This window comes from Leucobacter soli (genome assembly GCF_042659205.1).
Lineage (GTDB): Bacteria > Actinomycetota > Actinomycetes > Actinomycetales > Microbacteriaceae > Leucobacter > Leucobacter soli.
The window spans coordinates 1-26241 of the sequence record NZ_JBHSRW010000010.1 but is presented as its reverse complement, the minus strand read 5'-3'; the positions used below and the strand labels follow the sequence as shown (position 1 = coordinate 26241).

The 26241-nt window shown below is 64.4% G+C and carries 16 protein-coding genes and 1 pseudogene; 11 read left to right on the top strand and 6 right to left on the bottom strand.

Translation table 11 applies throughout. The features are described 5' to 3' along the window. A pseudogene (locus tag ACFPZL_RS01815) lies at positions 1-1053 on the top strand (hypothetical protein); the annotation flags it as partial. A 394-nt stretch (positions 1054-1447) separates the two neighbouring features. Here the strand turns inward: ACFPZL_RS01815 and ACFPZL_RS01810 are convergent. After that, the gene (locus ACFPZL_RS01810; protein WP_382334614.1) at positions 1448-2656 is read right to left on the bottom strand and encodes an EamA family transporter; all 1209 of its coding nucleotides are present in this window, start codon (positions 2654-2656) and stop codon (positions 1448-1450) included. Between the two features lie 105 nt (positions 2657-2761). Between ACFPZL_RS01810 and ACFPZL_RS01805 the strand changes: the two genes are divergently transcribed. Next, positions 2762-3526: a Pr6Pr family membrane protein gene (locus ACFPZL_RS01805; RefSeq protein ID WP_218115689.1), complete on the top strand. Its 765-nt coding sequence runs from the start codon at positions 2762-2764 to the stop codon at positions 3524-3526. Here ACFPZL_RS01805 and ACFPZL_RS01800 read toward each other — a convergent pair. Continuing rightward, positions 3509-4075 carry a dihydrofolate reductase family protein gene (locus ACFPZL_RS01800; protein ID WP_218115657.1) on the bottom strand — a complete coding sequence of 189 codons (567 nt, stop codon included), beginning with the start codon at positions 4073-4075 and terminating at the stop codon, positions 3509-3511. The two genes, ACFPZL_RS01805 and ACFPZL_RS01800, sit on opposite strands and share 18 nt — an antisense overlap. Before the next feature lie 65 nt (positions 4076-4140). On the opposite strand from ACFPZL_RS01800, the gene ACFPZL_RS01795 reads away from it, so the two are divergent. Continuing rightward, the gene (locus ACFPZL_RS01795) at positions 4141-4278 is read left to right on the top strand and encodes a hypothetical protein (protein ID WP_218115659.1); all 138 of its coding nucleotides are present in this window, start codon (positions 4141-4143) and stop codon (positions 4276-4278) included. A gap of 204 nt (positions 4279-4482) precedes the next feature. Here the strand turns inward: ACFPZL_RS01795 and ACFPZL_RS01790 are convergent, their stop codons facing one another. Together ACFPZL_RS01790 and ACFPZL_RS01785 are read right to left on the bottom strand one after the other, a co-directional pair. Then, positions 4483-6099, bottom strand: a complete 1617-nt coding sequence (locus tag ACFPZL_RS01790; RefSeq protein ID WP_382332355.1) for a DNA/RNA helicase domain-containing protein — start codon at positions 6097-6099, stop codon at positions 4483-4485. Positions 6100-6187: 88 nt separating this feature from the next. Next, the gene (locus tag ACFPZL_RS01785) at positions 6188-6508 is read right to left on the bottom strand and encodes a nucleotide pyrophosphohydrolase (protein WP_218115663.1); all 321 of its coding nucleotides are present in this window, start codon (positions 6506-6508) and stop codon (positions 6188-6190) included. A gap of 176 nt (positions 6509-6684) precedes the next feature. Between ACFPZL_RS01785 and ACFPZL_RS01780 the strand changes: the two genes are divergently transcribed. After that, on the top strand, positions 6685-6993 hold the full coding sequence (locus ACFPZL_RS01780; RefSeq protein WP_218115665.1) for a winged helix-turn-helix domain-containing protein: 309 nt from the start codon (positions 6685-6687) through the stop codon (positions 6991-6993). Beyond that, complete coding sequence (locus ACFPZL_RS01775; protein WP_218115666.1) at positions 6990-10325, top strand: RNA-directed DNA polymerase; 3336 nt, start codon at positions 6990-6992, stop codon at positions 10323-10325. Before ACFPZL_RS01780 ends, ACFPZL_RS01775 begins: the two co-directional genes overlap by 4 nt. 20 nt (positions 10326-10345) lie before the next feature. On the opposite strand, the gene ACFPZL_RS01770 is transcribed toward ACFPZL_RS01775, so the two are convergent. Continuing rightward, the gene (locus ACFPZL_RS01770; protein ID WP_218115668.1) at positions 10346-11440 is read right to left on the bottom strand and encodes a DNA cytosine methyltransferase; all 1095 of its coding nucleotides are present in this window, start codon (positions 11438-11440) and stop codon (positions 10346-10348) included. 226 nt (positions 11441-11666) lie between these two features. Here ACFPZL_RS01770 and ACFPZL_RS01765 point away from each other — a divergent pair, with 226 nt between their 5' ends. The 6 genes from ACFPZL_RS01765 to ACFPZL_RS01740 are packed head-to-tail and all read left to right on the top strand — an operon-like array spanning position 11667 to position 23833. Continuing rightward, positions 11667-14507, top strand: a complete 2841-nt coding sequence (locus tag ACFPZL_RS01765; RefSeq protein WP_218115670.1) for a DUF1156 domain-containing protein — start codon at positions 11667-11669, stop codon at positions 14505-14507. Positions 14508-14509: 2 nt separating this feature from the next. Next, a complete protein-coding gene (locus ACFPZL_RS01760) occupies positions 14510-17911 on the top strand; it encodes a Swt1 family HEPN domain-containing protein (RefSeq protein ID WP_218115672.1) in 3402 nt (1133 codons plus the stop codon). Positions 17912-17917: 6 nt separating this feature from the next. Then, entirely contained in the window at positions 17918-19441 is a 1524-nt protein-coding gene (locus tag ACFPZL_RS01755; protein WP_218115674.1) for an ATP-binding protein, read from the top strand. Then, positions 19431-20423 carry a PD-(D/E)XK motif protein gene (locus tag ACFPZL_RS01750; protein WP_218115676.1) on the top strand — a complete coding sequence of 331 codons (993 nt, stop codon included), beginning with the start codon at positions 19431-19433 and terminating at the stop codon, positions 20421-20423. Before ACFPZL_RS01755 ends, ACFPZL_RS01750 begins: the two co-directional genes overlap by 11 nt. Continuing rightward, entirely contained in the window at positions 20413-23397 is a 2985-nt protein-coding gene (locus ACFPZL_RS01745) for a Z1 domain-containing protein (protein ID WP_218115677.1), read from the top strand. Before ACFPZL_RS01750 ends, ACFPZL_RS01745 begins: the two co-directional genes overlap by 11 nt. Positions 23398-23404: 7 nt before the next feature. Beyond that, the gene (locus ACFPZL_RS01740) at positions 23405-23833 is read left to right on the top strand and encodes a very short patch repair endonuclease (RefSeq protein ID WP_218115680.1); all 429 of its coding nucleotides are present in this window, start codon (positions 23405-23407) and stop codon (positions 23831-23833) included. A gap of 12 nt (positions 23834-23845) precedes the next feature. Here the strand turns inward: ACFPZL_RS01740 and ACFPZL_RS01735 are convergent, their stop codons facing one another. Next, positions 23846-26062, bottom strand: a complete 2217-nt coding sequence (locus ACFPZL_RS01735; protein WP_382334610.1) for an ATP-binding protein — start codon at positions 26060-26062, stop codon at positions 23846-23848. Positions 26063-26241 lie beyond the last annotated feature (179 nt).

The following is a 26241-nucleotide window of genomic DNA, read 5'->3' as shown; positions in this document are numbered from 1 at the left end:
ATCTCGCGCGAGCGCCTCGGCCGCTGGCGGGAGCTGTTCGCGGGGCTGGCGGCCGGATCCGGGGCCGGAGCGGGTTCGAAGCCGCCTGTGCTTGCTACTTCTGTGCTTGCCGCTTCTGCGCTCGCCGCACGATCCTCGCCGCCGTTCGACGGCCGGTCGATCGCGATGCGCGTCGTGGTCGGCGACGCCGGCACGCTCTGGGATCGGATGACGGAGGTCGGAGGCGGATCGGAGCGCGGAGACGATGGTCGTGCCGGCGACGGAGTGGAGCTCGGGATCATCGTGCCCGATCTCTCGCAGGTGCGGGAGGAGTTGCGCGGCGCCGGCACCGACCTCGGCCTCGATACCGGCCCCGCGGGCGCTGCGGAGGCACGGCTCGCCGGCTCGCAGATCCTGGTCGATGCGCGGTCGCTCGCAGACCCTGCGCTCGTGCCGGTGCTCGATGGGCTGCGTGCGGCAGGGGATCGGATCCGGCTTTCCGCCGCACCGCCGTGCTGGCTCGCGGTGGGCAGGTCCGGGCAGGCGGCCGTTTCGAGCGATGCCGCGCTCCGTCCGCTCTCGAGCCTCGTCCTCGTGGAGGCGCCGCCGGTCGTCGCGGCCCTGCACGCCGTCTTCGCGAGCGAGTGGGATGCGGCGCAACCCTATCCGCTCGGCGGTGGAGCATCGGACGCGGGAACCTCCGGCGCAGAGGTATCCCACACAGAGGCGCCCGGCATCGACGACACCGGCCAGGACACCACCGCCACCGGCGCCGACACGGCGACCGCCACCGCCGGTAGCCTGGTCGACGACGGTCTCGCGCTCCGAGCACTGGGCCTGAGCGATGACGAGGTCGCCCGGGCGCTCGGCTGCTCCGCGCGGACGCTGCAACGCGAGTTCTCGGCGCTCATGCGGCGGATCGGCGTGCGCTCGCGCTTCGAACTCGGCGCGTGGTGGGCTCGACGGCAGGGGCAACAGGGTCGGCAGGGGCAGCAGAGCACGCGATGCGAGCCGGGACGGCCGGGAGACCGCGGGCCGGACGGCCCGCGGCAGACACGGGAAGGACACCGCTGATGGGACGACCGAAGGTCGCGATCCTCAATCGAGAGCGCATCGCACGTGCCGCGCTGGAGATCGCCGACGATCGCGGCAAGTTCACGCTCGCGCAGCTTGCCAAGCATCTGGGTGTGACGTCGCCCTCGCTCTACAACCACGTGAGCGGCCTCGACGAGGTGCTGGAGCTGATGCGCGAGACGATCCACGTGGAGCGCGGCCCCAAGATCGACCGGTCGTGGCCGTGGCAGGAGGCGCTGCGGCACGTCGCCTACCACGATCGCGATTCGATCGGGCAGTATCCGTGGCTCGCGGCGGATCTCATGATCTCGCAGGTCGCGGCCGAGGAGCCGCTCGCCTCGGTGGTCGCCTTTGCCGAGGTGCTGCGAGACGCCGGGTTCACCGCGGAGGAGGTCTACCGGGTGATCGGTGCGATCGACCTGCTCTCTGCCGGGGGAGCGCTCGACCTCGGCGCGCCCGAGCGGGTGTACCCGATCGAGGCGGAGCTCGCCGACGATGCGCTCGGGGAGTCGCTACGGGCGAACCCGAAGGGGCGGGAGCGCGCCGATGCGGTGTTCGAGTTCGCGGTGGAGGCGCTCATCGTTGCGCTGGAGCGGCGCCTGGCCTCCCGCTGAGGGGTCGCCGTCGCAGGCTCGGTGCGCCCGGTCGCGAAGGCCGAGAGGCCGCCGGCGATGGCGACGCACACCATGCCGGTGACGGTGAGGGCGTCGAGATGCTCGCCGAGGGCGACGGCGCCGATGATCGCGGCGAGCACGGGGTCGAGGGAGAGCAGGATCGCGACGGTCCGGGCGCCGACGATCCTGACCGCGAGGAAGTCGGCGGTGAAGGCGAGGATCACGCCCAGCAGCGCCGAGGCGCCGAGGATCGGTGCGTCGCTCCAGCGCAGCGACGGCACGGCGGCGATCGCGAAGGGGGAGGCGAGGATCGCGGCGAGGCCGATGGCGAGTGCTAGCTCGGAGGCGCCGCCGCCGAAGGGCACGATCCGCTCGGCCACGACGACGTAGCCGGCGAGCGAGACCGCGGCGAGACCGCCGAAGAGCAGCCCGAGGAGGTCGAGGTCGGCGGAGGGGCGGGCGATGACCACGACGCCGATCAGCCCGAGCACCGCGTAGGCCGCCTGGCGGGGTCTGCGGGAGGCGAGGATCGCGACGGCGAACGGCCCCAGGAATTCGAGTGTGATGGCGACGCCGAGCGGGAGGTGGACGAGCGCGCGATACATGCAGATGTTCATGGCCGCGATCGACGTGCCGTAGAGCAGGATCATCGTCCAGTCGGCGCGGCTGCGACCGCGGAGGCGTGGGCGGACGACGCTCAGCATCAGGGTGGCGGCGATGGCGAAGCGCAGGCCGCTGACGCCGAACGGGTCGAGGTGGTCGAAGAGCGTGCGGGAGAAGGCGGCCGAGACTTGCACGCTGCTCGACGCGATGAGGACGAGCAGCAGGCCGATTCCGCCCTTGGTTGACGCCGGGGCGTGCGCGATGGTAAACGCGAGGCGTGCCGCGAGAAGGGCGGGCAGGCGTGCGGAGCGGCGGGCGGATCGACGCGCGGAGAACGGCTCGGGTCGGTGCGTGGTTGGCGTGGAATGGATGGTGTTGGTGTTCACGCTGATAAAGTAAATGAAGATCGTTTGTTTTAATACGGTGAATCAGTGCCATGGCATGGATCGGTCACGCACGAGGCGGCAGGGCATACTTGAGCTGTGCCGAAGATGGAGAGCTCCGACGACACTGCCGATGCCACTGCAGCTGCCGACGTGCCAGGCCCGGGGCTCCGCGAGCGGGTCTGGCCGATCCTGCGGCTGCTCTGCGGCCTGCTGATTCTGGCCGCCGTCTGGCAGCAGGCGTCGACGACGTTCGCTCGCGCGGTGGCAGGCGGATCCGATCTGCCGACAACGATTGTGAACTTCTTCAGCTTCTTCACGATCCTGTCGAATGTGCTCGCGATGCTGGTGCTGATCGTGGCTGCGCTGCGCGCCTTCACCGGGGCCGATCGCCGGGGCGGCGAGCCCCGCTGGCTGACGCTCGCGCTGGCGAGCGCGACGAGCTACATGATCCTGACCGGGATCGTCTACAACGTTCTCCTACGGAGCATCCCTCTCGACCAGGGGGCCACGGTGCCGTGGTCGAACGAGGTGCTTCACGTCGTCGGGCCGCTGTTCATGCTGGTCGATCTGCTCTGGGCGCCGGGGCGCGCGGCCCTGCGCTGGTCGGCCGTGCTCGAGGTGCTGATCTTCCCGATCCTCTGGGTCGCCTACACGCTGATCCGGGGCCCGCTCGTCACCAGCCCGAGGACAGAGGAGCCCTGGTGGTACCCTTACCCCTTCCTCGACCCGCACCTGCAAGGCGGATATTTCGGAGTCGCAGCCTACGTCTTCGGCATCGCCGTTGCGATCATCGGCCTGGCCGCTGCTGTCGTCGCGATCGGGCGGCGGCGCAGCCGTGGCCGCGCGTCGGTTTCAGCTCTCGTCGAGTAGTCGGGTGGCCGGTGCTTCGCCCGTGGACGCGCGTCGCACGCGGTAGCGGCCGCAGAGGAAGTCCCGGTTGCGGGCCGAGTCTACGAGTTCGAGATCGAGCCGCCCGGTGAAGAGGGGCTGCCCTGCGCCGAGCATGACCGGCGCGTACTGGATCCACACCTCGTCGAGCAGTCCGGCCGCGGCGAACTCGGCGGCGACGCCTCCGCCGCCCGCGATCCAGAGATCCTTGCCGCCTGCCGCCGCGGTCATCTCTTCGTGCACCTGCACGATGCCGGCCTGCGTCAGCCGGATGTCGGCGCCCTTCGGGATGTGGAGCTCCCGGTGGGTGAGCACCCACGTCGGCTGAGTGTAGCCCCAGGGCTCGCCGCTGCGCAGCAGCCACTCGTAGGTGGAGGCGCCCATCACGAGCGCGCCGATCCCGTCGACGAACGCCGGGTAGGCCATCGGGCCCTCCATGTCGAAGTCCTGCGCGAAGAGCCACTCGAGCGAGTGCTCGGTGGTCGCGATGAACCCGTCGAGGCTTGTGGCGGTGTAGAAGTGGGTGGTCATGCCTGGATCATAGGCCGGTGCGCGCCGGCGCCGCACCCTCGTAATTATTCGGAGGAGTGAGCGTCGTGCTCATCAAGCTGCTTCTCGGCATCTTCGACGGGAGCCTCGCACTCAGATGGACGCCGGCGCAGCCTCCCGTGGAAATCCTTCTGTGCACCGGCGAAGCTCCGAACTTCGAGGACTGCATCAATCACCATTATTGAGTGGGTGGGGTGCACCGGAGGGCGTATCGCGGGATAGCGCGGGTGGCCGGGGCTCGATGGGACCGTTTGCCGGAAACATGATCGTTTCCCGCTGAGACCGCTTCTGGCGTTCACTACCGACGACTGCGAGATATGAGTCGTCGCACCAATGCTGGTCGCCGCTCTAAGGAATATCCCAGCACGCGTCCGACCGCTGACAGTCGATCAGATGCGGGTGCGGTCGATCATCTTCCGCACTCGCTCTCGGAGCGCCGGGTCGCAGACGTAGATATATGTACCGAGCATTCCGCGGGTCAGTAGCACATAGTAGGCGTTTCGGACGTATTCGAGCAGCTCTTCTTCGTCCTTCGTGCTGCGAACTTCTCGGTCGAAGTGGTTCTTTCGAACGGCCTGAATAGTCTGGGATTCCTCATCCCAGACGATGTCCGGGCCGATGATCACGCCGGCGTAGTTCAGGTCGTACCCTTGCACGGTGTGCACGCTGCCGACTTCCGCGATAGAGCTGTCGGACGCGATCCAATCAGTGGCGGTTCTGTTCCATCGAAGACTCACGCCATCCAACTCGATGTCGTGCGGTGCCTCGTCGCCGCTCTTTCCTTTGCTCGCCCATTGCCACGCGTAGCCGGCGACCAGACGGGAGAGCCCGTGAGACGCCTCCTTCTCGAGAACCTCAGCACGCATGGCGCCGAGGTCGTCGAAAAATGCGAGATCGTACGAAGGAGGTACCTTCGCTTCGACTGGCTGTTCGGTCAGCAGCCTTTGCGCGAACTCCAGATAGTCATCACCGGCGGATACCCGCATCTGCGACTCCAGAGAATAGTATCTGCCGGCGTCGGAGGCGCGCCGCTGCAGACCCTTGATCACATGCGAGGGCACGTCTGCGGGGCGCACGCTCTGGTCGCCGTCGATCAGGAACACCTGATGATCGCTCTTCGTGATGACCCAGTCCACCGCAGTCCGCGATGCGGCCTGGTCGCCGAAGAGCTGGGAGTTGCGTTGATTGAAGATGCCCCTCGTGGTGCCTGATCCACGATGCGTCAGTCGATGGGTCTCGTCGACGATCAGTAGATCCCAATGCTCCTCCGAGCCGGCCAGGGTATAGGGGCTGAGCACCTGGACCTTGTTCAATCCGGGTGTGCGTTTGAATACCTTCCCAATCGTTTTGCGAAGCGATTGCTGCGGCACGATGAACCCGATGTTGACGCGGCTGAGCATTTCCCGATAGCCGCTCTGGAAATAGTCGTTGAACCTGCCGTCGTCCTCGGGCTCCGGGTCTTCGGTGGCCGTTTGAATGTCTCGCAGAAGCTTGAGCAGATAGATGGCGACGATCGTCTTCCCGGTTCCGGGGCCGCCCTGCACCACGCTCGTGCTCGGAGTGCCGGTTTCAAGATCTGCGAACAGGCCCTCGACGATCCGGTCGACGGCGACGAGCTGTTCGTCGTTCAACGCTTTGAAGGGTGAGAGCTTGTAGAGGTTGAGGTTCTCGATCTCGGGCACGCTGCGACTGAAGTAGCCGGCAGTTCGGAGACGATCGAAGACCTCGTCGAAGATCGCCTGGTATCGCGATTCTCGTTCGAAGTAGTTCGAGTTCTGCTGGCCGTCGTTCCTATTGATCGGCGTGAATTGCGTGTCGGCGTGCAGCCAGGCGATGAGTCGCGATTCGAGGTCGAGGCAGGCGGACTTGTTGAACTCCTCATCGATGATGACGCGAACCTGCCTGAGCCCGGATTTTTCCGGGTTGTTCAAATGCTGACCCAGACGAACCCGAGCACGGGTCGTCTCGCCGACGTAGATCTGCGTCGAATTGTCGATCAGATACACGACGGGCCAATCGTGGTGACGACCCCTCCGATCTCTCCAGTTCTCGACCGCACTTCGTTCGAAATCCAGGAGCTCGATGCGAGTGCGCTCAGAACTGGTCATACTTCGTGCTTCTGCCGTAGGCTCGCTCGACTGGATACTTCGCTCGCGTCTGCTCGAGCTTCTCCAGGACGAGTGCGTTCGGATCGACCCCCAGACGGTCTGCGAGGAGCAGACAATAGGTCAGTACGTCCGCGAGTTCATCGCGGGCTCGGGAGACGTCGGTATCCGGCGACCACTGGAAGCACTCGAGCAGTTCTCCTGCTTCGATCGCCACGGATTTCGCTAGGTTCTCGGGGGAATGGAACTGGCCCCAATCGCGTTCGGCGACGAACGCGCGGAGAGCTTTCATCACGTCGTCCCCAGCCATAGTGCGAGCGTAGCAGCGTCTCGCAAGGGGCCTCGAATCGATGTCCCCGACCTGTGGGGCATCTCGTAGAGGTATGGTGTTCGACCAGACCCACTCGACGCAGCGAGAATCAGCACTTCGATCAGCCTGTAGGGAGTCGACGCATTCGACGCCCAAGAATCTGACAAGATGCTCATATGGTGGGCAAGGAAGTATTGAAGCAGTGGTTGGTGGAGGCACTTTCGGAGCTTGGTGGCTCCGCGCATCATGTGCGAATTGCGGAACGCATCTGGGCGGTTCACGAAGGTGAACTTCGGGCTGCCGGAGACCTCTTCTATACGTGGCAGTACGACTTGCGGTGGGCAGCGCAGCTCCTCCGGAATGAGGGCTATCTGCAGAAGATAGACGGCCGGAGCAAGGGTATCTGGAACTTGACCGAGGCCGGTCGAATGAGCAGTTCGGTGAGTGCCACCGAGGCCATCCATATCGAGGGGCACGTCGAATGAGTCGGACAATCGAGCTGGATGCACTCCAGGACGTGGAATCGCTCGAGAACGCCTTGAAGCTCGCCTATCGCAAGGCCAAGGTCGACCTCTACTACTCGAACGACATCAGAAGCGCCGACCTCGTCGCTTATGAGGCAAAGCTCGAGCCCAACATTCGGAGCCTTGCCGAGAAGCTGCTGCGCTCGCTCAACGGGGAATCCGAAGATTGGGCGTGGGCTGCGTCGAAGGAGTTCGTCGGCGAATTCACGCTCATCGCCAAGCGGTTCGATGCGAAAGGCCGGGCGGACGGGTCAGCTCGCGAACCGGAGACTCGACCGAGCGACGAGGTTCGGACGGGGTTCGTGTCGTTCTACGCTGACGGATCCCAGAAGTGTCGATCGGCCGGTGCAACGGCTCATTTCAGGATTCTTTCGCGCTGCTCGATCGACATGCATATTCTGGCCGCACTCTGGATCGGCGCAGTCGGGTCGAAACTCGAGGCAGCGCTCGGTATTGTTCCCAAGAATCTGGAGTCCGAAGAGCGCAACACCGACTCGATTTCCTCTTCATTCGGCGACAGGCTCCGTCGAGATAAGCGGAATGAATACAACTGGCACTCGCCTGGAAGCTTCAAATCGTACATCCACCAGTACAGGAGATGGCAGCGGCAAGGCTACCGGACCATTTCGGAGTCGCTGGATCGTGGCGAATCGTTGGTGGCGGTGACTGCTGACTTTCAGAGCTTCTTCCCCTCGTTGGACGCGGGCCTCCTGCTGGATCCGGACTTTCTCGAACCGCAACTCGAGTCGCGAATGACGCGGGCGGAGTCGCGACTCAACAGCATCTTCGCGACGGCGTTGCTCGGGTGGCGTGACGCGGTGAAAGCCGATCTCGGAGACTGGAACCGGCCGGGTGAAGAAGAAATACCGGTGGGCCTCCCGATCGGGCTGCCCGCGAGCGGTCTCGTCGCGAACCTGGCGTTGTCGAAGTTCGATCGAGTGGTCAGAAATGAGCTCAACCCCCTGTTCTACGGACGCTACGTGGACGATCTTGTGCTCGTGGTACGCAAGACCGAGGAAATGTCGAGTGGTGTCGATGTCTGGCGTTGGATCGAGAAGCGATTCGAATTGGCGGGTGAGAAGCTCGAACTCGATTTCGAGGGCGAGGACCCGGACAAGATCATAAGTATCTGCTACGGACCCCCATTCAGCAACGAATCACCGTTGAAGTTCTCAGCCGACAAGACGCGCTGCATCTTTCTCGAGGGAGAAGCCGGAATACTGCTGATCAACTCGATAGAGCAAGCCGCGCGAGAGCGGACGAGTGAATGGAGAGCCTTACCGGAGATTCCGGCTAGCGCTCAAGATGTGAAGCGAACTGTTGTCACCGCCGCGGGATCCGACGGCGAGGCAGCCGATGGGCTGCGCTCTGTGCACACACTTGCAGCCTCACGTGCTCGGTTCGCTCTCACGCTGCGGGACTACGAAGCTCTTGCAAAAGATGTTCCACCCGATGCTTGGCGGGATCATCGTAGTGAGTTCCTGAAGGTGGTTTCGGATCAGATCTTCGACCTCGAAAAGCTCTTCGAATTCGAGCGATATGTGCCCAGGCTCTTGCAGATCGCAGTGCAAACTCGCGATTGGGAAGGGCTTCGGATTCAACTGGTGGCCCTAGGAAGGAGCCTGCGAACTATCCGTGCGCTGAAAGAACTCGAGGTGCAGGTCAATGGCGTGCCGGTGGCTGAAGCACTTGTCGGCGCTGCGGTCGACGAGTGGGCCGGCGGTCTTGAGATGGCAATGGTCACCGCGATACGTCGCTCCGCCGGTGTGCCGCTGTCAGAGAATGAGATTCTGAGAATCGAGGAGGCGAATCGCGAAGCCGGGCTATCGGAGAAGATCTTCGAAGGCTTGAGATCGGCCCACGAGCACTATGCGGCACTCTTCGCGTCGGATCTCGCATCCACTCCACTCAGAGCTCTTCTGCTTCCGCACGAATGGCGCCAGTCGCCTATTCCTCGGTTCTCGGAGCTCGAAGGAGTTCTGAGCAGCCCCGGTATGCCGAGTGCTCTTCAAAGCGACTTCGAGAATCTCGTGGTCTTCATCGCCGATCGATGTGCATCCAAGGAAACCGGGCAGCGGAACGGTGGAGATGGGAGCACGAATCGCGATGCGGCGGAGATCCTTCGCAAAGCCGGAGGATTCCAATATCCGACAAGGCCGATGAGCGCGGGCGAGCTGCTTGCAGTGACGCGTGCGATCGCTCGGTGCGATGCGGCTTCGGATTCTTCTGCGCAGAGCACAGTGAAAGGTTCGGAAAGCGACTGGCAGAGCTTTATCGCGGGTGTCCGTCTTCTTCGCGGCTACTCCGTCGATGACGAGGCTCCGATCAGGATGGTGGAGGCGTCGGTCGACGAGTCCTCGGAACCTGTCGCGGTCGTTCGCGTACCTCGTTCAACATCGGAGGAGGATCTGGACAACCGTGCGGCCATTGCTCTCGCTGCGATACGTACAACACGTGATCAGCTCTCAGCCGCGGCTCATGATGCACCGGATCTCAGCCTTGCGAGATATCGCTCGCTCTGCAGGCTCGCGAACTCTGTCATCAGTCATTCGGAGCAGATCGACATCATGGTATGCCCTGAGCTTTCCGTTCCGCGGGAGTGGTATTCGAGAGTCGCTTTCAAGCTCCAGGCAAGCGGTGTCAGCTTGATAGCAGGTGTCGAATACGGCCGAAGCTTGCGTACCGAGAAGGCGGTCACCAATCAAGCCTGGGCGAATTTCGCGCACAGCGCGTGGGGCTTTCGAAGCGCGGTGATGTATATACAGGACAAGCAGCGTTCCTCCCGTGGCGAGGAACGCAACCTCTTGGCGGAGAATCAATTGGTTCTCGAGCCCGCCTGTCGATGGGGCAAACCCCCCATCCTCGAGCATCGAGGGATGCTGCTGGCGGTTCTGATCTGCAGCGAACTCACGAATCTCGAGTATCGGGCGCATCTTCGCGGGCGTATCGATGCACTCGTCGTTCCGGAATGGAATCAGGATCTCAAGACCTTCTCGTCGATCATCGAGTCGTCTGCATTCGATATGCACGCCTATATGATTCAGGCCAACAACAGGGTGCACGGGGACAGTCGCATTCGGGCGCCCTACAAGGACGAATGGAAACGGGACATCTTGAAAGTCAGTGGCGGTTCCCATGACCACGTGCTTGTCGGCAGCATCGACGTTCGCGCATTGCGCGAGTTCCAGTCGAAGCATGACGACCCACGAGGCGAGTTCAAAGCTCTGCCCGACGGATTTCGCCCCTCAGAAGGTCGCTGCATCTGGAACCAGAGGCAATCTGCACACGGCTGATTCGATTGCCGTGCTTCATGCTATAAGTGCGGAAGCAATTGCGCTGCGATTGCCCGACCGAGTGGTATCGGCACAGCGTTGCCGATCTGGCGGGCGATCGCAGACTTCGAACCTACGAAGCGGTGGCTGCCGCGAAACCCCTGGAGGAGAGCGGCCTCGTAATGGGTGATCGCTCGGTGCTCCGTGGGGTGGAGATAGCGGCCCTTCTCGGGTTTGAAGAACTCGGTTCGGATGGTGACCGAAGGGCGACTCGACCACAAGCGCCCCATCACGTCGCCGGAGCCGGACGTATGGTCCTTCCAGCACTCGGCCTTGAGGTCGTCGGGCAGATCGAAGCGATTTCCTCTGCGAGGTATCGCCTGGAAGCGTTGAAGGGACTGTTCTTCATAGCGCCGACTCCAGTGGAGATCGCGCGGCGAGAAGGCGCCTGGGAATGTCGCGCCGTTCCTCTTGTGAGTCTTCTCGAGAAACAGATCATCTCGATCGGGGGTCTTCGGCACGTCTCTGAGCTTGGCTCCGACAGTCGCATACCGTTTCGTGCCGTCGGAGCCGTCAGGCGAATGCGTGCGGATCGGTGCACCCGGTGAACCGAGTTCTTTGCGATAGCCGATGAGGACTGCTCGCTTGCGGGCTTGTGCTGCACCGAAGTCCGCGGCGTTCAGAACCATCGGGTCGAAGGCGTAATCTGCAAGTTTTTCTCCTTGTTCGAACTGCGCCTTGAAAAGCTCGAACTGCGGAGACTTGAAGAATGCGGCAACGTTCTCGACGACGAAGTACTTCGGCTTCACCCGCACGAGGGTTTCCGCATACTGCTGCCAGAGCTTGTTGCGTTCATCGTTCTCGTCCCGTTTCCCCAGGAGAGAGAATCCCTGACACGGTGGTCCACCGACCACGATGTCAACCGAATCGGGCACGCGATCGGAGGCCAACCAGTCTTGAATCGGACCCGTGTAGACGATCCCTTTCCCGAACGTGGCTTCGAACGAGGCTGCCGCTGCAGCGTCCATTTCCACTGCCGCAACAGTTCGGAATCTCTTGGATGCAGCGTGAAATCCTGCGGTCAAACCGCCGGCGCCGGCGAAAAGGTCGAGGACGCGTATTTTACTCTCTGCCACGGTTCCAGAGCGTAGAGCAGACGACCGACATCGGTAGGCGGCGCGCCGGCGGAGCCGGACATTGTACTGCCGACCGCCGACATGATCATTGATCACTCGGGGAGGAAGTTTGAGGTCGAGGTCCGGGCACAGCGTTGTCGGAGGTGACGGATAGACTCGATTTCAACTATCGGGAATGTCAGATCAGGGAGCATTGCCGAGCTTTCGAGAATGAACGCGGAGTGGGATGGCGAAGAAAAAGCTGATCGAAGTAGCTCTACCGCTCGACGCGATCAATGCGCAGTCGGCGCGGGAGAAGTCGATCCGTCATGGGCATCCCTCGACCCTTCACCTCTGGTGGGCACGCCGGCCCCTGGCGACGGCTCGTGCGGTGCTCTTCGCGCAGCTCGTGGACGATCCCTCGGCGCGCGAGGACGAGTTCCGCGACGAGGCGCAGCAGCGTGGCGAGAGCGACATCGACGGTTTCGTCGACCAGCGCATCGAAGCCGAACGGGAGCGCCTGTTCGATCTCATCACTCGGATGGTGAACTGGGACAACCTCGGCGATGAGCGTCTGTTCGAACAGGTGCGCAAGGAGATCGACCGCTCGACCGGAGGCAACCCGCCCGCTATTCTCGATCCCTTCGCCGGCGGTGGCACCATTCCGCTCGAGGCCCAGCGTCTCGGGCTCGAAGCGCACGCCTCCGATCTCAACCCCGTCGCCGTGCTCATCAACAAAGCGCTCATCGAGATTCCTCCGAAGTTCGCGGATCGCCCGCCCGTCTTCCCCGACGCCGCCGGTCAGCGCACGGGCTGGCCGAAGGCGACCGGGCTCGCCGAGGACGTGCGCCGCTACGGCGCCTGGATGCGTGACGAGGCGGAGCGCAGGATCGGACACCTCTACCCGAAGGCGAAGCTCGACGATGGCAGCGAAGCCAATGTCATCGCGTGGATCTGGGCACGCACCGTCCCCTGCCCCAACCCCGCCTGCGGGATCGAGATGCCGCTCGTGCGCTCCTGGTGGCTCGGCAAGAAGAAAGGGAAGGAAGCCTATGTAGTGCCCTCGGTCGTTGACGGCCGTGTCGAGTACTCGATCGGGCACGACAGGGTAAGCGCCCCTGCCAACGGCAATGACGGAACCGTTGGCCGCCAAGGCGCCACCTGTATTTCATGTCAAACCGCAGTGAAGTTGGAATACGTCAGGGAGCAGAGCCGCATCGCGGGTCTCGGCGCGCAGCTGATGGCAGTGGTTGCGGAAGGGAAGCGCAGTCGGATCTACTTGTCACCGACTGAAACGCAAGAGTCAGCAGCGTTGAGCGCGACACCAAACGATGCACCTCGTGGTGAACTCTTCGATTGGCCCGGACGAATCAACGTGGTGCGGTATGGTCTGACCGAGTTCACGGACCTCTTCACGAATCGGCAGCTGACCGCGCTGACGACGTTCAGCGATCTCGTCGGAGAAGCTCGGGAGCAGGTGGCGCGCGACGCGCTCGCCGCAGGCATATCCGAGGGCGAACGGCTCGAAGAAGGCGGAATCGGCACTGCCGCCTACGCCGATGCGGTTTCTACGTACCTCGCGCAGGCCATCAGTCGAGTCACGAATAAGTTGTCGTCAATCTGCTCTTGGGACTCGAGTCCGAAAATGGAGTCAGTGCGGGGACTTTTCGCACGTCAGGCGATCCCGATGGCTTGGGACTTTGCCGAGGCGAATCCTTTCGGTGGATCTGGCGGAGACTTCTTAGAAGACCTTGCCTGGGTGACTCGAGTCGTTGATCGCCTACCGGCCACGACGCAGGCAGAAGTTCATTCTGCTGATGCAGCGTCCCGGGGCTATGGAAACACACTCGTATCGACCGATCCTCCCTATTACGACAACATCGGATACTCGGATCTCTCCGACTATTTCTACGTTTGGCTGCGCCGGTCGTTGCGTTCGATCCACCCCAAGCTGCTGGGCACAATGCTTGTGCCCAAGGCCGAAGAATTGGTCGCGAACCCCTATCGGCACGGCGGCAATGAAGGCGCGCGAGATTTCTTCGAACACGGCTTCGAAGACGTGTTCACGCGCGCGCGTGAAACTGCGAACGAGGATTATCCGATCGCCGTCTATTACGCGTTCAAACAATCCGAGGTCGACGCGAGCGGCCAGGCCTCGACCGGCTGGGAAACGATCCTCGGCAGCATGATTCGCGCCGGCTGGTCGATCACGGCAACATGGCCGGTTCGTTCGGAACTGAGCAACCGCATGATCGCCAGCGGTACCAATGCCCTCGCGTCCTCGATCGTTCTCGCACTGCGCCCGCGCCCGGAGGACGCGCCGCCGATCGACCGCCGCAGCTTCTCGGCCGAACTGCGGGCCACGTTGCCAGAGGCATTGCGCGCTCTGCAGCAGGGCAGCGTCGCACCGGTCGACCTCGCGCAGGCCGCCATCGGGCCGGGTATGGCCGTGTACTCGAAGTACTCCGAGGTGATCGAATCCGACGGGTCGAGCATGCCGGTGCGCGAGGCGCTGCGGCAGATCAACGCGGTGCTCGACGAGGTCGTCTCCGAGCAGGAAGGCGAGTTCGACGCCGACACTCGCTGGTGCATCGCCTGGTTCGAGAGCCATGGCTTCGACGAAGCGCTCTACGGAGAGGCCGAAACGCTCGCCAATGCGAAGAACGCTTCCATCGATGCGCTGCGACGCGGTGGTGCGCTCCGATCCGGCGGCGGCAAAGTCGCTCTGCTCGCTCCGGGGCAATTGCCGGACGGGTACGATCCGGCGAAGGACGACCGCATCAGTCTGTGGGAGGTCGTGCTGCATCTCGCTCGTGCGCTCGACGACGAGCGCGGCGGTCTCGATGTCGCGGGGCGCATCCTGCAGCGGGCCGAGGCTCGCGGCATCGACGGGGCCGCGGCTCACCAGCTCTCCTATCTGCTCCACCAGATCAGCGAGAAGAAGGGGCGCACCGCGGCCCAGATCCTGTTCAACGACGTCGCCGCATCCTGGCCGGAGATCCGGGCTGCCGCGCGCGCAGCCGAGCGGGAAACGGCTCCCGCAGACGTGCCCGACCAACTCGACTTCGACTCGCTCGAGGAGATCTGACCATGGCGATCAGCAACAAGGAGCGTGTGGGTCGCGCTCTGGAGCAACTGGGATCCGCGCTGGAGCCGTTCGTCGAGGAGGTGCTGCAGCCCCATGTCCCGGCAGGCCTCGACTGGACGGCGATTCTGAAGGCGAAGGACGGCGACGGCCGCGATGGGCGCGACTACGATCCGGCGGACGTGCAGATCCAACTGCGCGCGGTGACCGAACGCCTCGGCGCACTCGGGTTCCCCTTCGGGGAGCGGCTCTCCCGCGGCGAGCAGAATCTCGCAGGTGAGATGCGCGAGGTGCGCAACCGGTGGGCGCACGATCCCAGGCCGTTCAGTGCCGACGATACCTATCGTGCGCTCGACACCTGCGAGAGGCTGCTGCGCGCGATCGGTGCACCCTCGGAGGCCGACTCGGTACGACGGATGCGCGCCGATGCCCAACGAGCCACGTACGCGGAGGAGACGCGACGCGATACCCGCGCGGCGGTCTCCGCGATGCCCGACCTGGCCGACGCCGAGCTGACGCCCTGGCGAGACGTGCTCTCACCGCATCCCGACATCGCAGCCGGCGACTTCGCACGCGCGGAGTTCGCCGCCGACCTGCACCAGGTGGCGACGGGCGAGGCGTCGCCCGAGTACGGCGACCCGATCCAGTTCTTCCAGCGCACCTATCTCACCGAGGGGCTGAAGACGCTGCTCACGATGAGCGCCAAACGCATCTCGGGCGACCCCAATGCGCAGTCCGTCATCAACCTGCAGACGACCTTCGGCGGCGGCAAGACCCACTCCATGCTCGCGGCATGGCACCTGTTCAGCGGGCAGCCCCTCGACGACTATCCCCAGCAGGTGCAGGATGTGCTCGGAGCGGAGTCCGCCGGCACCGTCGCGCGCTCGGTGAAGCGGGTCGCCATCGTCGGCAATGAGATGGCGCCCGGGCAGTCCACCACGAAGGCCGATGGCACCGTCTTGAACACGGTGTGGGGGGAGCTCGCCTGGCAGCTCGGCGGTGCGGACGGATACGCTCTCGTGGCCGAAGCCGACCGCACGGGGACGAACCCGGGTGAAGCTTTGCGCACGCTCATCGCCCGCCACTCGCCGGCGCTGATCCTCATCGACGAATGGGTAGCCTACGCGCGTGGGCTCTATGGCCGCGACGATCTCGTCGGTGGAACGTTCGACACGCAGTTCACCTTCGCCCAGCAGCTCACCGCAGCGGTGCAGTCGGTGCCGGGCGCGCTGCTGCTCGTCTCGATCCCCGCCTCCGATGTGCGCTTCGATGAAGAAGTCGCGGCACCGACCGGCTCGGATCTCGAGATCGGCGGAGCCAACGGGCGCGCAGCACTGCAGCGGTTGCAGCACGTCGTCTCCCGCGTCGCCCACAACTGGACCCCGGCATCGAGCGGGGAGTCGTTCGAGATCGTGCGCCGACGGCTCTTCACCGAACCGGACGCCGAGGGGCGTCGGAAGATCGACGCGACGGTGCGCCGCTTCGCCGACTACTACCGCAACCAGACCGGAGAACTGCCACCGGAGACGCGCCAGGTCGAGTACGAGGCGAGGCTTCGCGCGGCGTACCCGATCCACCCGGAGCTCTTCGACCGCCTCTACGCGGACTGGTCCGCGCTCGAACGATTCCAGCGCACCCGCGGCGTGCTGAGGATGATGAGCGCGGTGGTGCACTCGCTCCACGCATCCGGCGACGACGCGCCGCTCATCATGCCGGGCTCGATGCCGCTCGACGATCCCGCCGTGCGCGACGAGGTGACCGCCTACCTCGACGATGCCTGGCGCAGCATCATCGAGACAGACATCGACGGCGAGAACGCGGCACCGCTCCTGATCGACAAGGAGCGCCCGCTCTTCGGGCGTCGAGCACTCACCCGACGTATCGCCCGAGCGCTCTTCCTCGGGTCGGCCGCGACGCTCGACAGCGGGCACAAGGGCATCGAGCGTCAGCGCGTCTTCCTCGGGGTCGCGATGCCCGGCGACAGCATCGGCAACTTCGGGTCGGCGCTCCAGATGCTCTCCGACCGGGCGACCTACCTCTACTCCGAGGGCACTCGCTTCTGGTACGACAGGCAGCCCTCGGTCAACCGCATGGTCACCGAGCGGGCGCAGGCGCTCGACATCGAGGACGTGTACGCGAAGGCGGAGTCGCTGCTCGGCAACGCGGTCGGTACCGCGCCGGAGTTCGCCGACCCCGTCATTGCGCCCAAGGCGACTTCGGACGTTCCCGAGGCGGAATCGGTGCGCTTAGTGGTGCTCCACCCGCGCCATGCCTTCGCAGCGAAGGGCAAGGACAGCCCGGGCTGGCGGTTCGCGGATGAACTCTTCCGCCATCGCGGGAGCGCCGCGCGGCAGAACGCCAACACGCTGGTGATGCTCGGCGCGGATCAGAACCGCTGGAACGAGGTCGAGGAGGCGCTGCGGACGCATATGGCCTGGGCCGATATCGCCGCCGGTGTTCGCGATCTCGATCTCACCCAGAGTCAGGCCGAGCACGCTCGTCGACGCGAGAGCGAGACCCGTGCCGTCGTCGATCAGCGTCTCGCCTCCGCCTGGATCTGGGCCGCGTTCCCGGAGCAGACCGACGGATCTCAACCGCCTTCGCTCACGACGATGAAGGTCGAGGGCGACGATCGCCGCCTGGCGGTGCGTGCAGGGCTGCGCCTCGGCCGCGATGACGTGGTCTACACGAACACGTCGCCGCTCGCGCTCTGGCTCGTGTTCAACGGACACCTGCGCAGCCGCTGGAACCGCGGGTATCTCTCCGTGGGTGAACTCTGGCAGTACCACCTGCAGTACCCTTACATGCCTCGCCTGCGCGATCGCCGCGTGCTCGAGGATGCGATCCGTTCGGTGATGACCGACGCGGGCTGGTCGGAACGCGGCTTCGCACTCGCCGACGACTACGACGAGGAGACCGGCGACTTCATCGGCCTTCGCATTCCGTTCGAAGCGGCCTCGGCTGGTTCGATCGACGATTCGACGCTGCTCGTCGCTCCGAGGCTCGCCGAGGAGCAGCTTGCGCGAGAGCGTGCGGCCGCGGTGGCGCAACCGGCAACCGATTCCGGCCGCGACCTGCCCTCGGCGTCGGGGAACGGCGCGGGGTCCGCTGCAGGTGCGGCAGGACTGCCTCCGGTACCTGCTCCCGACCCGGCAGCCCCGCGCATCCCCGATGTCCGCTTCGAGGGAGAAGTCGATTTGCTGCCCGGGAAGGATCTCCGTGCGCAGCTGATCGAGCTCGTCGACGAGGTGCTGGTGCACCTGCAGACCGCTGATCCAGATGTGCTCGAGATCCGATTGTCGGTGGCGGCTGACAAGATGACCGGGTTCGATGCCGGCACGGTACGAACCGTGTCGGAGAACGCACGACAGCTCCGACTCGCACCTGGTCGATTCACAGAGGGGTAGCCTGCGATGGACGGTGAGATCGCCGAGATCGGATCCCGCGCGGTACCGCCGGATCCGAGTATCGCCGAAGCGGTGGGGCGGCATCACTCGCTCGCGACGGCCGTCGCCGACCTCGTCGACAACAGCATCGACGCGGGCGCGCAGCACGTGTTCATCCGGTTCGTGACCGAGCGCGGCAGGCCGGTCGGGCTGCGGGTCATCGATGACGGGCGCGGCATGGACGATGCGACCATCGATCGGGCCATGACCTTCGGCGGTCGGCGCCACTACGGAGAGAGCGATCTCGGGCACTTCGGGCTCGGCTTGAAGGCGGCATCGCTCAGCCAGGCGGACAGACTCGAGGTCTACAGCCTCGCGCTCGGGTCGGCACTGCCGGTCGGGCGCCGCATCGATTCCGACGAGGCGACACGGGTCGCGATGCTCGATCCCTCTCGGCTGCCGGAGATGCTCGCGCTGCCTGTTTCGCTCCTCGCCGGCGAGCCGATTCCGCATGGCACGGTCGTGGCATGGTCCGGCATGCGCACCTTCCTCGGATCGAGCGATCCAGCAGAGCTCACTGCCTGGCTGGACGAGACGATGGAAGAGCTGCGCGCTCACCTCGGGCTCGTCCTGCACCGGCTCATCGCACGCGGTGGCGTCAAGATCTCGGTCGATGAGTTCGACGTCGCGTACGGGGCACCAGGGGCATCGCGGACCGTGCTGCCCATCGATCCGCTCGGCTACCGGGGGGCATCGCAGGCGGTGAGGCTCGTCGGCACTCTGCCGGAGGGGAGCTTCGAACTCGCTGCCCATATATGGCCGGTAGCTCAGCAAGCCGCACCCGAGTTCAGGCTGGAGGGGCTGCCGGGTGGGCGGGCCCAGGGATTCTACGTCTACCGGAACGAGCGCCTGCTCGCCGCGGGCGGATGGAACGGTGCGATCCGCGGAGGGAGGGACTACGACTTGGTGCGCATCGTCCTCGATCTCTCCCCGGTGGTCGAACCCCACGTCTCGATCAACCCCGAGAAATCGGGAGTCGAGTTCGACGCCGATCTGCGCAACGCTATCGGGGCTGCATCCTCATCGACAGGGGTCGGCCTCCGTGATTTCCTCGGAGAAGCCGGCGTCGTGGCTTCGGCATCCAGAAGGAGGGCTCGACGCCCGGTCACGCTCTCCGAAGTGCGGCGCGGACTCAGCCCTGCCTTGCGGGAGAGCATCTCATCCTCCGTCGAGCTGTCGGAGCACGGGCCGGTCGAGATGCGGTGGAAGTCGTTGGCCGGCGGCCGTCTCGTCGAAGTCGATCTCGAGCGGCGCACGTTGTGGTTGAACACGCGCCATCGGCGCGCACTGGGTGCGGTCACCGGTGATGCCGATGATCTCCCGCTGCTCAAGATGCTGCTCCTGCTGATCTACTCGCGATACTTCGAGGGCAGCATGCTCGGTGCCAAGGAGAAGAACGAGCTCCAAGCCTGGGAAGAACTCATCAACGAGGCCCTCGACGAAGAGCTCGAGCGCAGATCATATGGAGAGGAACCGCGCCATGAGCGTTGAACAGGACCGGGTCTTCACACCGGAGACGCTGGACCGCTACATGCGCGCCAGCGCCGAGACTCGGCATGTGCTCTCCGAATCGCCGCGATGCGAGATGATCATCGATCCGCGAGCCTCTCGGCTCGTGCTCCGTACGCCCGACGCCGGTTCGTACCCGGACGTCGGTGCGTACGGCAGACTCGCCTTCGAGGTCATCGAGGAGCCCGGGGAGGCCGGCGTCTGGGCCGAGCTCGCGGTCGACGCCAACGGTATGGCGTACGAGGCGTACTCGCTCATCATGTCCGTCGTCGACCAGCTCGAGGCCGGCAGACCACTGAGCTACGCGCTCGACGAATCGCTCGCGACGTTCAAGGAGCTGCTGACGAAGCGGCGAAAGCTCAGCGATGAGCAGGAGGTAGGCCTGTTCGGAGAGCTCGGGCTCTTCGCCCACCTCGTCGCGGAGCTCGGGGAGGAGGCCGCGACGCGCGCATGGCTCGGCCCCGAGAACGAGGAGCACGACTTCGTGCTCCCGGGCTACGACGCCGAGGTGAAGACCACGCGCACCGAGGCTCGAGTGCACGTGATCGGTGGACTCGGGCAGCTCGCGCCATCTCCCGGTCGTGCGATGTTCCTGGTGTCGGTGCAGGTGACCGCGGCCGGGACGGCTGCGGAAGGGGAGACACTGCCCAAACGGGTCAACCGCGTCCGCTCGATGCTCGTTCGCTCGGTGCGCGTGTTCGATGAGCGGCTGCGCTCGCTCGGCTGGGATCCGCGCACGGCGGAGGACCTCTACACGAGGGCATATCTGGCGCGCACCGAACCGCGGGCCTACCTCGTCGACGAGGACTTCCCCGCCATCACGCACGAGGGCATCGCCGCTATCGTCCGCCGTCCCGAGCTTGTCGTAGGTGCGGTCTACCGTATCGATGTGACGGGGATCGAACCATCGGAACCGCCTACCGAGATCGCCGGATTTTGCGAGAGGAGCAGCAATGATTCGTGAGGACGAATACACGAGGGCCGTCGTCAAGGCGCTCGGTGGAATGGATGAGTACGGCCCCGAGCCTCTTCTTCCCGATGTCCAGCACGCGCTGAAGCGGTCGGGACGGACCATCGACGAGAGCGGACTCGTGGCGATCCTGACGGATGATGATCAGAACGCGAAGGAGCGCACCGAGTTCCACCTCGCACTGAGCAGGTGGGATGCCGCGCCCGACGCGGAATGGGCGGGCGGCACAGCTCCCGCGACGAGGGAACGGCGCGCGCGAGTGCTCGAAGCCCTCGGATTCTCGGAGGCCGCATCGCAGCGGATCGATGAGGTCCTGCCTCCGAAACTCACCCACGACGTCTTCCTGCAGGATCCGGAGTGGGATCCCTGGTATACGCCGGAACGGCAGCGGGCGCACTCGTTCTACTGGAAGCAGTACGAGAAGATCCTGCGGAACAAGGTCGGTGGGATCGGTGTCGCCTCTATCGATGCGGCTACGACGAACGTGGTGTCCCGGCTCGCGGACCCGACTGCGGAGGCCCCCTACCAGTCGAAGGGCCTCGTCGTCGGGCATGTGCAGAGCGGTAAGACCGCGAACTTCACCGGAGTCGTCGCGAAGGCGATCGATGCGGGGTACCGCCTCATCATCGTGCTGACGGGCACGGTCGAGCTGCTTCGCGCTCAGACGCAGCGGCGACTCGATATGGAGCTCATCGGCAAGGAGAACATCCTGGGGGGCCGGGACGAGAACGATTACAGCGCGATCGCCGATATCGATTACGCAGGCGACTCTGATGCCGATTGGGCAGCGGGCAGGTTCGTCTCGCACGGCATCGATTTCGGCATGGAGCGAGGCATTCCGGCGATCCGCAGGCTCACCGGAAAAGGGTTCGACTACAAGAGCCTGCGCGCGGGCCTCAGCGCTCTCGATTTCCGGAGCGGGAACGAGCTGAGGAACCCTCGACGTCCCGTCTGGGACGCGGACAATCTCTTCGGCACCGACGTGCGCATCGCCGTCGTGAAGAAGAACAAGCACGTGCTCACGAAGCTCGTGCAGGATCTCCGGAACGCTCAGGCTCGGCTCGACGAGATCCCGGCGCTCATCATCGATGACGAGGCGGATCAGGCCTCCGTCAACACGATTCGTCCGTCCAGGACGCCGACCGCTGAAGACAGGAACCGCACGGCGATCAATGCGCTCATCGCCGAGCTGCTCGGTGAGCTCAAGCGCGGTCAGTACATCGGGTACACGGCGACACCGTTCGCGAACGTGTTCGTATCTCCCGACGACTCCGAGGACATCTTTCCGAAGGACTTCATCCTCAGTCTTACTCCGCCGGAGGCGTACATGGGCGGGAGCAAGTTCCATGATCTCGAGCCGCTCGATGAGGAGTTCAAACGGGATCCTCGCTACTCCAATGAGGCGGCGTATGTACGGAATCTGCTCGCGGAGACCGACTTCGAGGAGGAAGTCGAGATCCGAGAGGCTCTCGCGGCCTTCGTGCTGACCGGGGCGATCAAGCTCTGGCGTCAGGCTGCAGGGCACGAGGTGAACGCGACGCACCACACCATGCTCGTACACGAATCGGTGAAGCAGGCGGAGCACAGGGAGCTGGCAGACAGGATCATCCGGATCTGGCACAGTACGGGCTTCTCCTCGCCGCAGGGACTCGCTGTGATGCGGGATCTCTTCGAAGCCGATTTCCGCGAAGTGTCCGAAGCTCGAGACTGGGATGCTCCGCTGCCCGACCGCTTCGAGGAACTGGCCCCGTTCGTCGGCGATGCATTGAACCTCATCACGATCGCGCGGAATCCCGTCGTCATCGTGAACGGGGACAAGGACAACGAGTACGAGCAGGTCGACTTCGACTCGCAGCGGGTCTGGCGGATTCTCGTCGGCGGTACGAAGCTCAGCCGGGGCTTCACCGTCGAAGGGCTCACCGTCACCTACTATCGGAGACGTGCACTGCAGGCCGACAGCCTGATGCAAATGGGACGCTGGTTCGGCTATCGCAAGGGCTACGAGGACCTCGTACGGCTCTACATCGCGCGGAATGCGTCCGCCGGTCGCGGCCCGAAGCGCTTCGATCTGTACGAAGCGTTCCAGGCCATCATCGAGGACGAAGAGGACTTCCGTGCCCAGCTCGAGGAGTTCGACGGGCTCGATGATAACGGCGATCCGCGGGTGCGCCCCATCGACGTGCCACCGATGGTGTTCCAGCAGTTGCCGTGGTTGAAGCCGACGAGCCCCAACAAGATGTACAACGCGGAGCTGAAGCTCATGGGCGAAGGAGGAAGTCTGAAGGACTTCCCGCGTCAGCTCGAGCGAGGCGACGGAAGATGGAATCGCACCCACTTCGGAGCAGTCGCGGACTGGCTCGGCCGACTCGGTCCACTGCAGAAATTCGAGTATGCGGACTCGTCGGGTCGACGAACGCGTGAATTCGATGCCCGGATAGCCATTGTCAGCGCTGAGGAGATGGCCGAACGTCTTTCGCGATTCGCATGGGTTCAAGGGTTCGACTTGGGGCCAACGGTCGAGTTGATGAATCAACTCATCGGCGAGAAGAAGTTGAAGGATTGGGCCGTGCTGGTGCCTTATCTGGGGAAGAACCCGGTGCTTCGCCGGGTCGACGGGGTTGAGATCCCCGTCCTCGAGCGCAAGCGGCGCGTCGATCGCCCGGGGTTCTCCGGCAGTTCGTTCCGGCAGCGCGGCGCGATCGAACGGATCGCCGGTAATACCGAGGCCTACGGCGGAGACGCGGCAGTCGCGCTCAGCGCACCTACAAGAGGAGCGCTCCTCCTCACCTTCGCAGCGGACCCCGCCGGCGATGCCGACCGCGACCCCGCACTGCTTTCGAATCCAGCGGCACCCGAAGACATCGCGACATTGTTCTCTCTCGCGTTTCCGAAGGCCGCTGTACCGAGGGGACGCATCGGGTTCACCGTCAGAAAACGCGGGGCCGGCGCGATCATTGAGAAGTACTGATTGGCCGATGAACGATTCGGTCGAGCGCGAGGTGTCCGCCGGCACCTCGCGCTCGATGCGCTCCAACAAGCGACGGGACACGCGGCCGGAGCTCGTGCTTCGCTCGGAGCTGCATCGCCGTGGTCGGCGTTTTCGAGTCGACTACGCGCCGCTGCCGGAGCGAAAACGCCGGCGCGCGGACATCGTGTTCACGCGCAGACGGGTCGCGGTCTTCGTCGACGGATGCTTCTGGCATGGATGTCCCGAGCACGCGACGTACCCGAAGTCGAACGCCGACTACTGGCTACCGAAGCTCGCCCGCAATATCGAGCGAGATCGGGAGACCGACGCCGAGCTCGAGGAACGAGGGTGGGCAGTCGTCAGAGTCTGGGAGCACATGAACCCGGGCGAAGCGGCGGACCTGATCGAGCGAGCGCTGGAAACGCGTTTGCAGTGAGTCGTGCAGAGGCTAGGCGCCTTGGGGAACGACGGCGTTGGCGTCTGAGCCGACCGCTCGACGCCTGACGTTCTTCCTGACGCGCTTGTCGACGGCCACCGGACGCTTCGGGCTGTCGAGGAGAAGCCACGCAATAGCCAGTGGAGTGCGGCCGTTATCGCGCGCGATGCCGACGACGGAGTCGCTGCCACTGGATCTGTAGGCTGCGATTATCCGATCCCGTTCGTCCGGAGTGTACGGCAGTCCGTGGAATGGGGCGAGCGATGCGTCGTCATCGACGGCTTTCGAACCGAAGACCGCAAGGGCGAGACTTCTCGCGACCGAGGACTTGTCGCGTCCGAGCTCGGCGGCGATCTCGCCGATACCCGCTCCGTCGCAGTAGGCCTCGAAGGCGGCAAGGTCGTCGGCATCGAGCGGGTCAGAGGGACCGAGTCGTCGTTCTGGTCTGGCCGCGGGCCCGGTTCCTACTGCGACTGTCGAGTTCTCCTGTTGCGTGAAGACGGATGGTTCAGTCGCAGCGCCGGGAACTTCATCGGCGGTCGGTAGGACCGGCACGATTGCGGATTCGGCGCCTTCCGGATCGTCTTCGTTCACCAGGAGAGTGATCTCGAATGCGTTGCCATCATGGCCAGCGGGAGTTGCAACAGGGTCGTCGCGCATATCTGCAGAATCCTGAGATTCTTGGCCCCAGTGGGGGGTCGCAACGCTGACAACCGAGGAGGTCAGCGCAGCGCGGAGTTTCGTGAGCGCATCGGTTGGAAAGCCCCGGAAGGTCGACGCCCGACCTCCTACCGCCGGGTACAGCGCAGTGAGAAGCAGATCATCGATCTGCTCGAGGTGGTCGCGGGTGGTCGAGCGGAGATGGGACGATCGGGTGAAATTCGACTCGACGAGAAGATACAGGAGTATGGAGATCGCGCTCGCCTGTGCTGAGTCTTCGCCCCCGAGAAGGTCGACGTGGGTCGAGTTCATCACCAGCATGCGACGGTCGAGATCGACACGGAATACCTCGTCCTCCGAGATTTTTTCCCAGACGATCGACGCCGGATCATGGCCGGTGCGCCAGCCGAACGATTCGCCGATCTGCTGCAGGAGTCGAGCGGGCAATCCTTCCGCGATCTCGGTCAGCGGCTTGTCCGTCGTTCGCTTCGTCGACTCCTTCCAGGCCGACCGGGCGTGATCGAGGTAGTCCTCGAATGCGATGTTCGACACTGGATCGACGGATGCCTGCAGCGCGTTCGCATATGCCGGATTGAACTCGACACCGTTCTTCTCCGGGTTCGGCTTCACGAAGGGGAGCAGTTCATCGGTGAGCTCGATCGACATTCGGGCGAGTCGGAGTTCGCTCTTGGCGACGGCTAGACCCATCCAGTCGGGCTCCACTGTGAGGAGACGGTCGTTTCGATAGACGTAGATTCCCTGCCAGTCCTCCCGCTTCCCGGGGAGACCTCGGTCGATGCCCTTCGGAGGCAGTACATGGCAGACCGCGGAGATTTCGGATTCATCGGGGAGCCTGCCGCTGAGGATTCGCGGATAGCCGGTGCGGCCGCTCAGCTGGTAGCCGAACGGATTCACGGGTTCTACTCTGCGTGGGATCCCTGCGAACAGCCCGGCGGCGTCGAAGACATCGATCTCGATCCGCAGGTCGCCGGCTTCGAGCATGCGGTGGAAGGCGAGGCCCAGAAACGCCCGAGTCGTTTCGAGTCGATGGTCCAGCCACTCCTGACGTGTTTCCAGTGCGGCTGCATCGGAGGTCGCGCGCAGTTCAGTCCATTCGATAATGGTTCCGGATTCCGAAGGATCCGATTCATATCCGTAGGCATAGCCGAACTCGGCGCGTCTTCGCTCGAGCACACGAATGCCGAGCGTGCCATCGGGTGAGTCGCTCGGATCCAGCGTAGCCGCGGCAACGCTCAGGCCGGCGTCGTCGTTGATCGCCGTATACACAGTCAAGCGATTCGCATGACGCATCGAGGCGGCCTTCAAACCGATGCCGAAATGCCCGAGATCGGTGCTGCTGTAGTCGCGGCGACCGCCGAGACGGAGGGCGTCTGTCAACGACTCCTGCGACATGCCTGTGCCGTCATCACGGATCTGCACGGCGATGAGTCGTGCATCCTCGAGGATGAAGCGGACCCCCACGCGCGAAGCCCGTGCGTCGATGCTGTTGTCGATGATGTCGGCCAGTGCGCTCTCGAAACTGTGCCCGCCGCCGAGCGCATGGAGCACATCTGCGGATGCGGGGAGGGAGACCCAGCTCTCGGCACTGGCATCGGCGCGTCGCGCGCGGCGGGAAGTGAGCGGCATAGTGAGATTCTACGAAGAGCCGCCGACGTTGATACTGATAAGTACCTCGTTCGGGTCTGACTCAGCCACTGACTGGCTTCGTGCCTTTGCAATGATCCGTC

Coding starts and splice junctions, on each gene's coding strand:
- ACFPZL_RS01805 (WP_218115689.1), top strand. CDS start 2,762: ATGGAGAGCTCCGACGACACTGCCGATGCCACTGCAGCTGCCGACGTG.
- ACFPZL_RS01800 (WP_218115657.1), bottom strand. CDS start 4,075: ATGACCACCCACTTCTACACCGCCACAAGCCTCGACGGGTTCATCGCG.
- ACFPZL_RS01785 (WP_218115663.1), bottom strand. CDS start 6,508: ATGGCTGGGGACGACGTGATGAAAGCTCTCCGCGCGTTCGTCGCCGAA.
- ACFPZL_RS01780 (WP_218115665.1), top strand. CDS start 6,685: ATGGTGGGCAAGGAAGTATTGAAGCAGTGGTTGGTGGAGGCACTTTCG.
- ACFPZL_RS01775 (WP_218115666.1), top strand. CDS start 6,990: ATGAGTCGGACAATCGAGCTGGATGCACTCCAGGACGTGGAATCGCTC.
- ACFPZL_RS01765 (WP_218115670.1), top strand. CDS start 11,667: ATGGCGAAGAAAAAGCTGATCGAAGTAGCTCTACCGCTCGACGCGATC.
- ACFPZL_RS01760 (WP_218115672.1), top strand. CDS start 14,510: ATGGCGATCAGCAACAAGGAGCGTGTGGGTCGCGCTCTGGAGCAACTG.
- ACFPZL_RS01755 (WP_218115674.1), top strand. CDS start 17,918: ATGGACGGTGAGATCGCCGAGATCGGATCCCGCGCGGTACCGCCGGAT.
- ACFPZL_RS01750 (WP_218115676.1), top strand. CDS start 19,431: ATGAGCGTTGAACAGGACCGGGTCTTCACACCGGAGACGCTGGACCGC.
- ACFPZL_RS01745 (WP_218115677.1), top strand. CDS start 20,413: ATGATTCGTGAGGACGAATACACGAGGGCCGTCGTCAAGGCGCTCGGT.
- ACFPZL_RS01740 (WP_218115680.1), top strand. CDS start 23,405: ATGAACGATTCGGTCGAGCGCGAGGTGTCCGCCGGCACCTCGCGCTCG.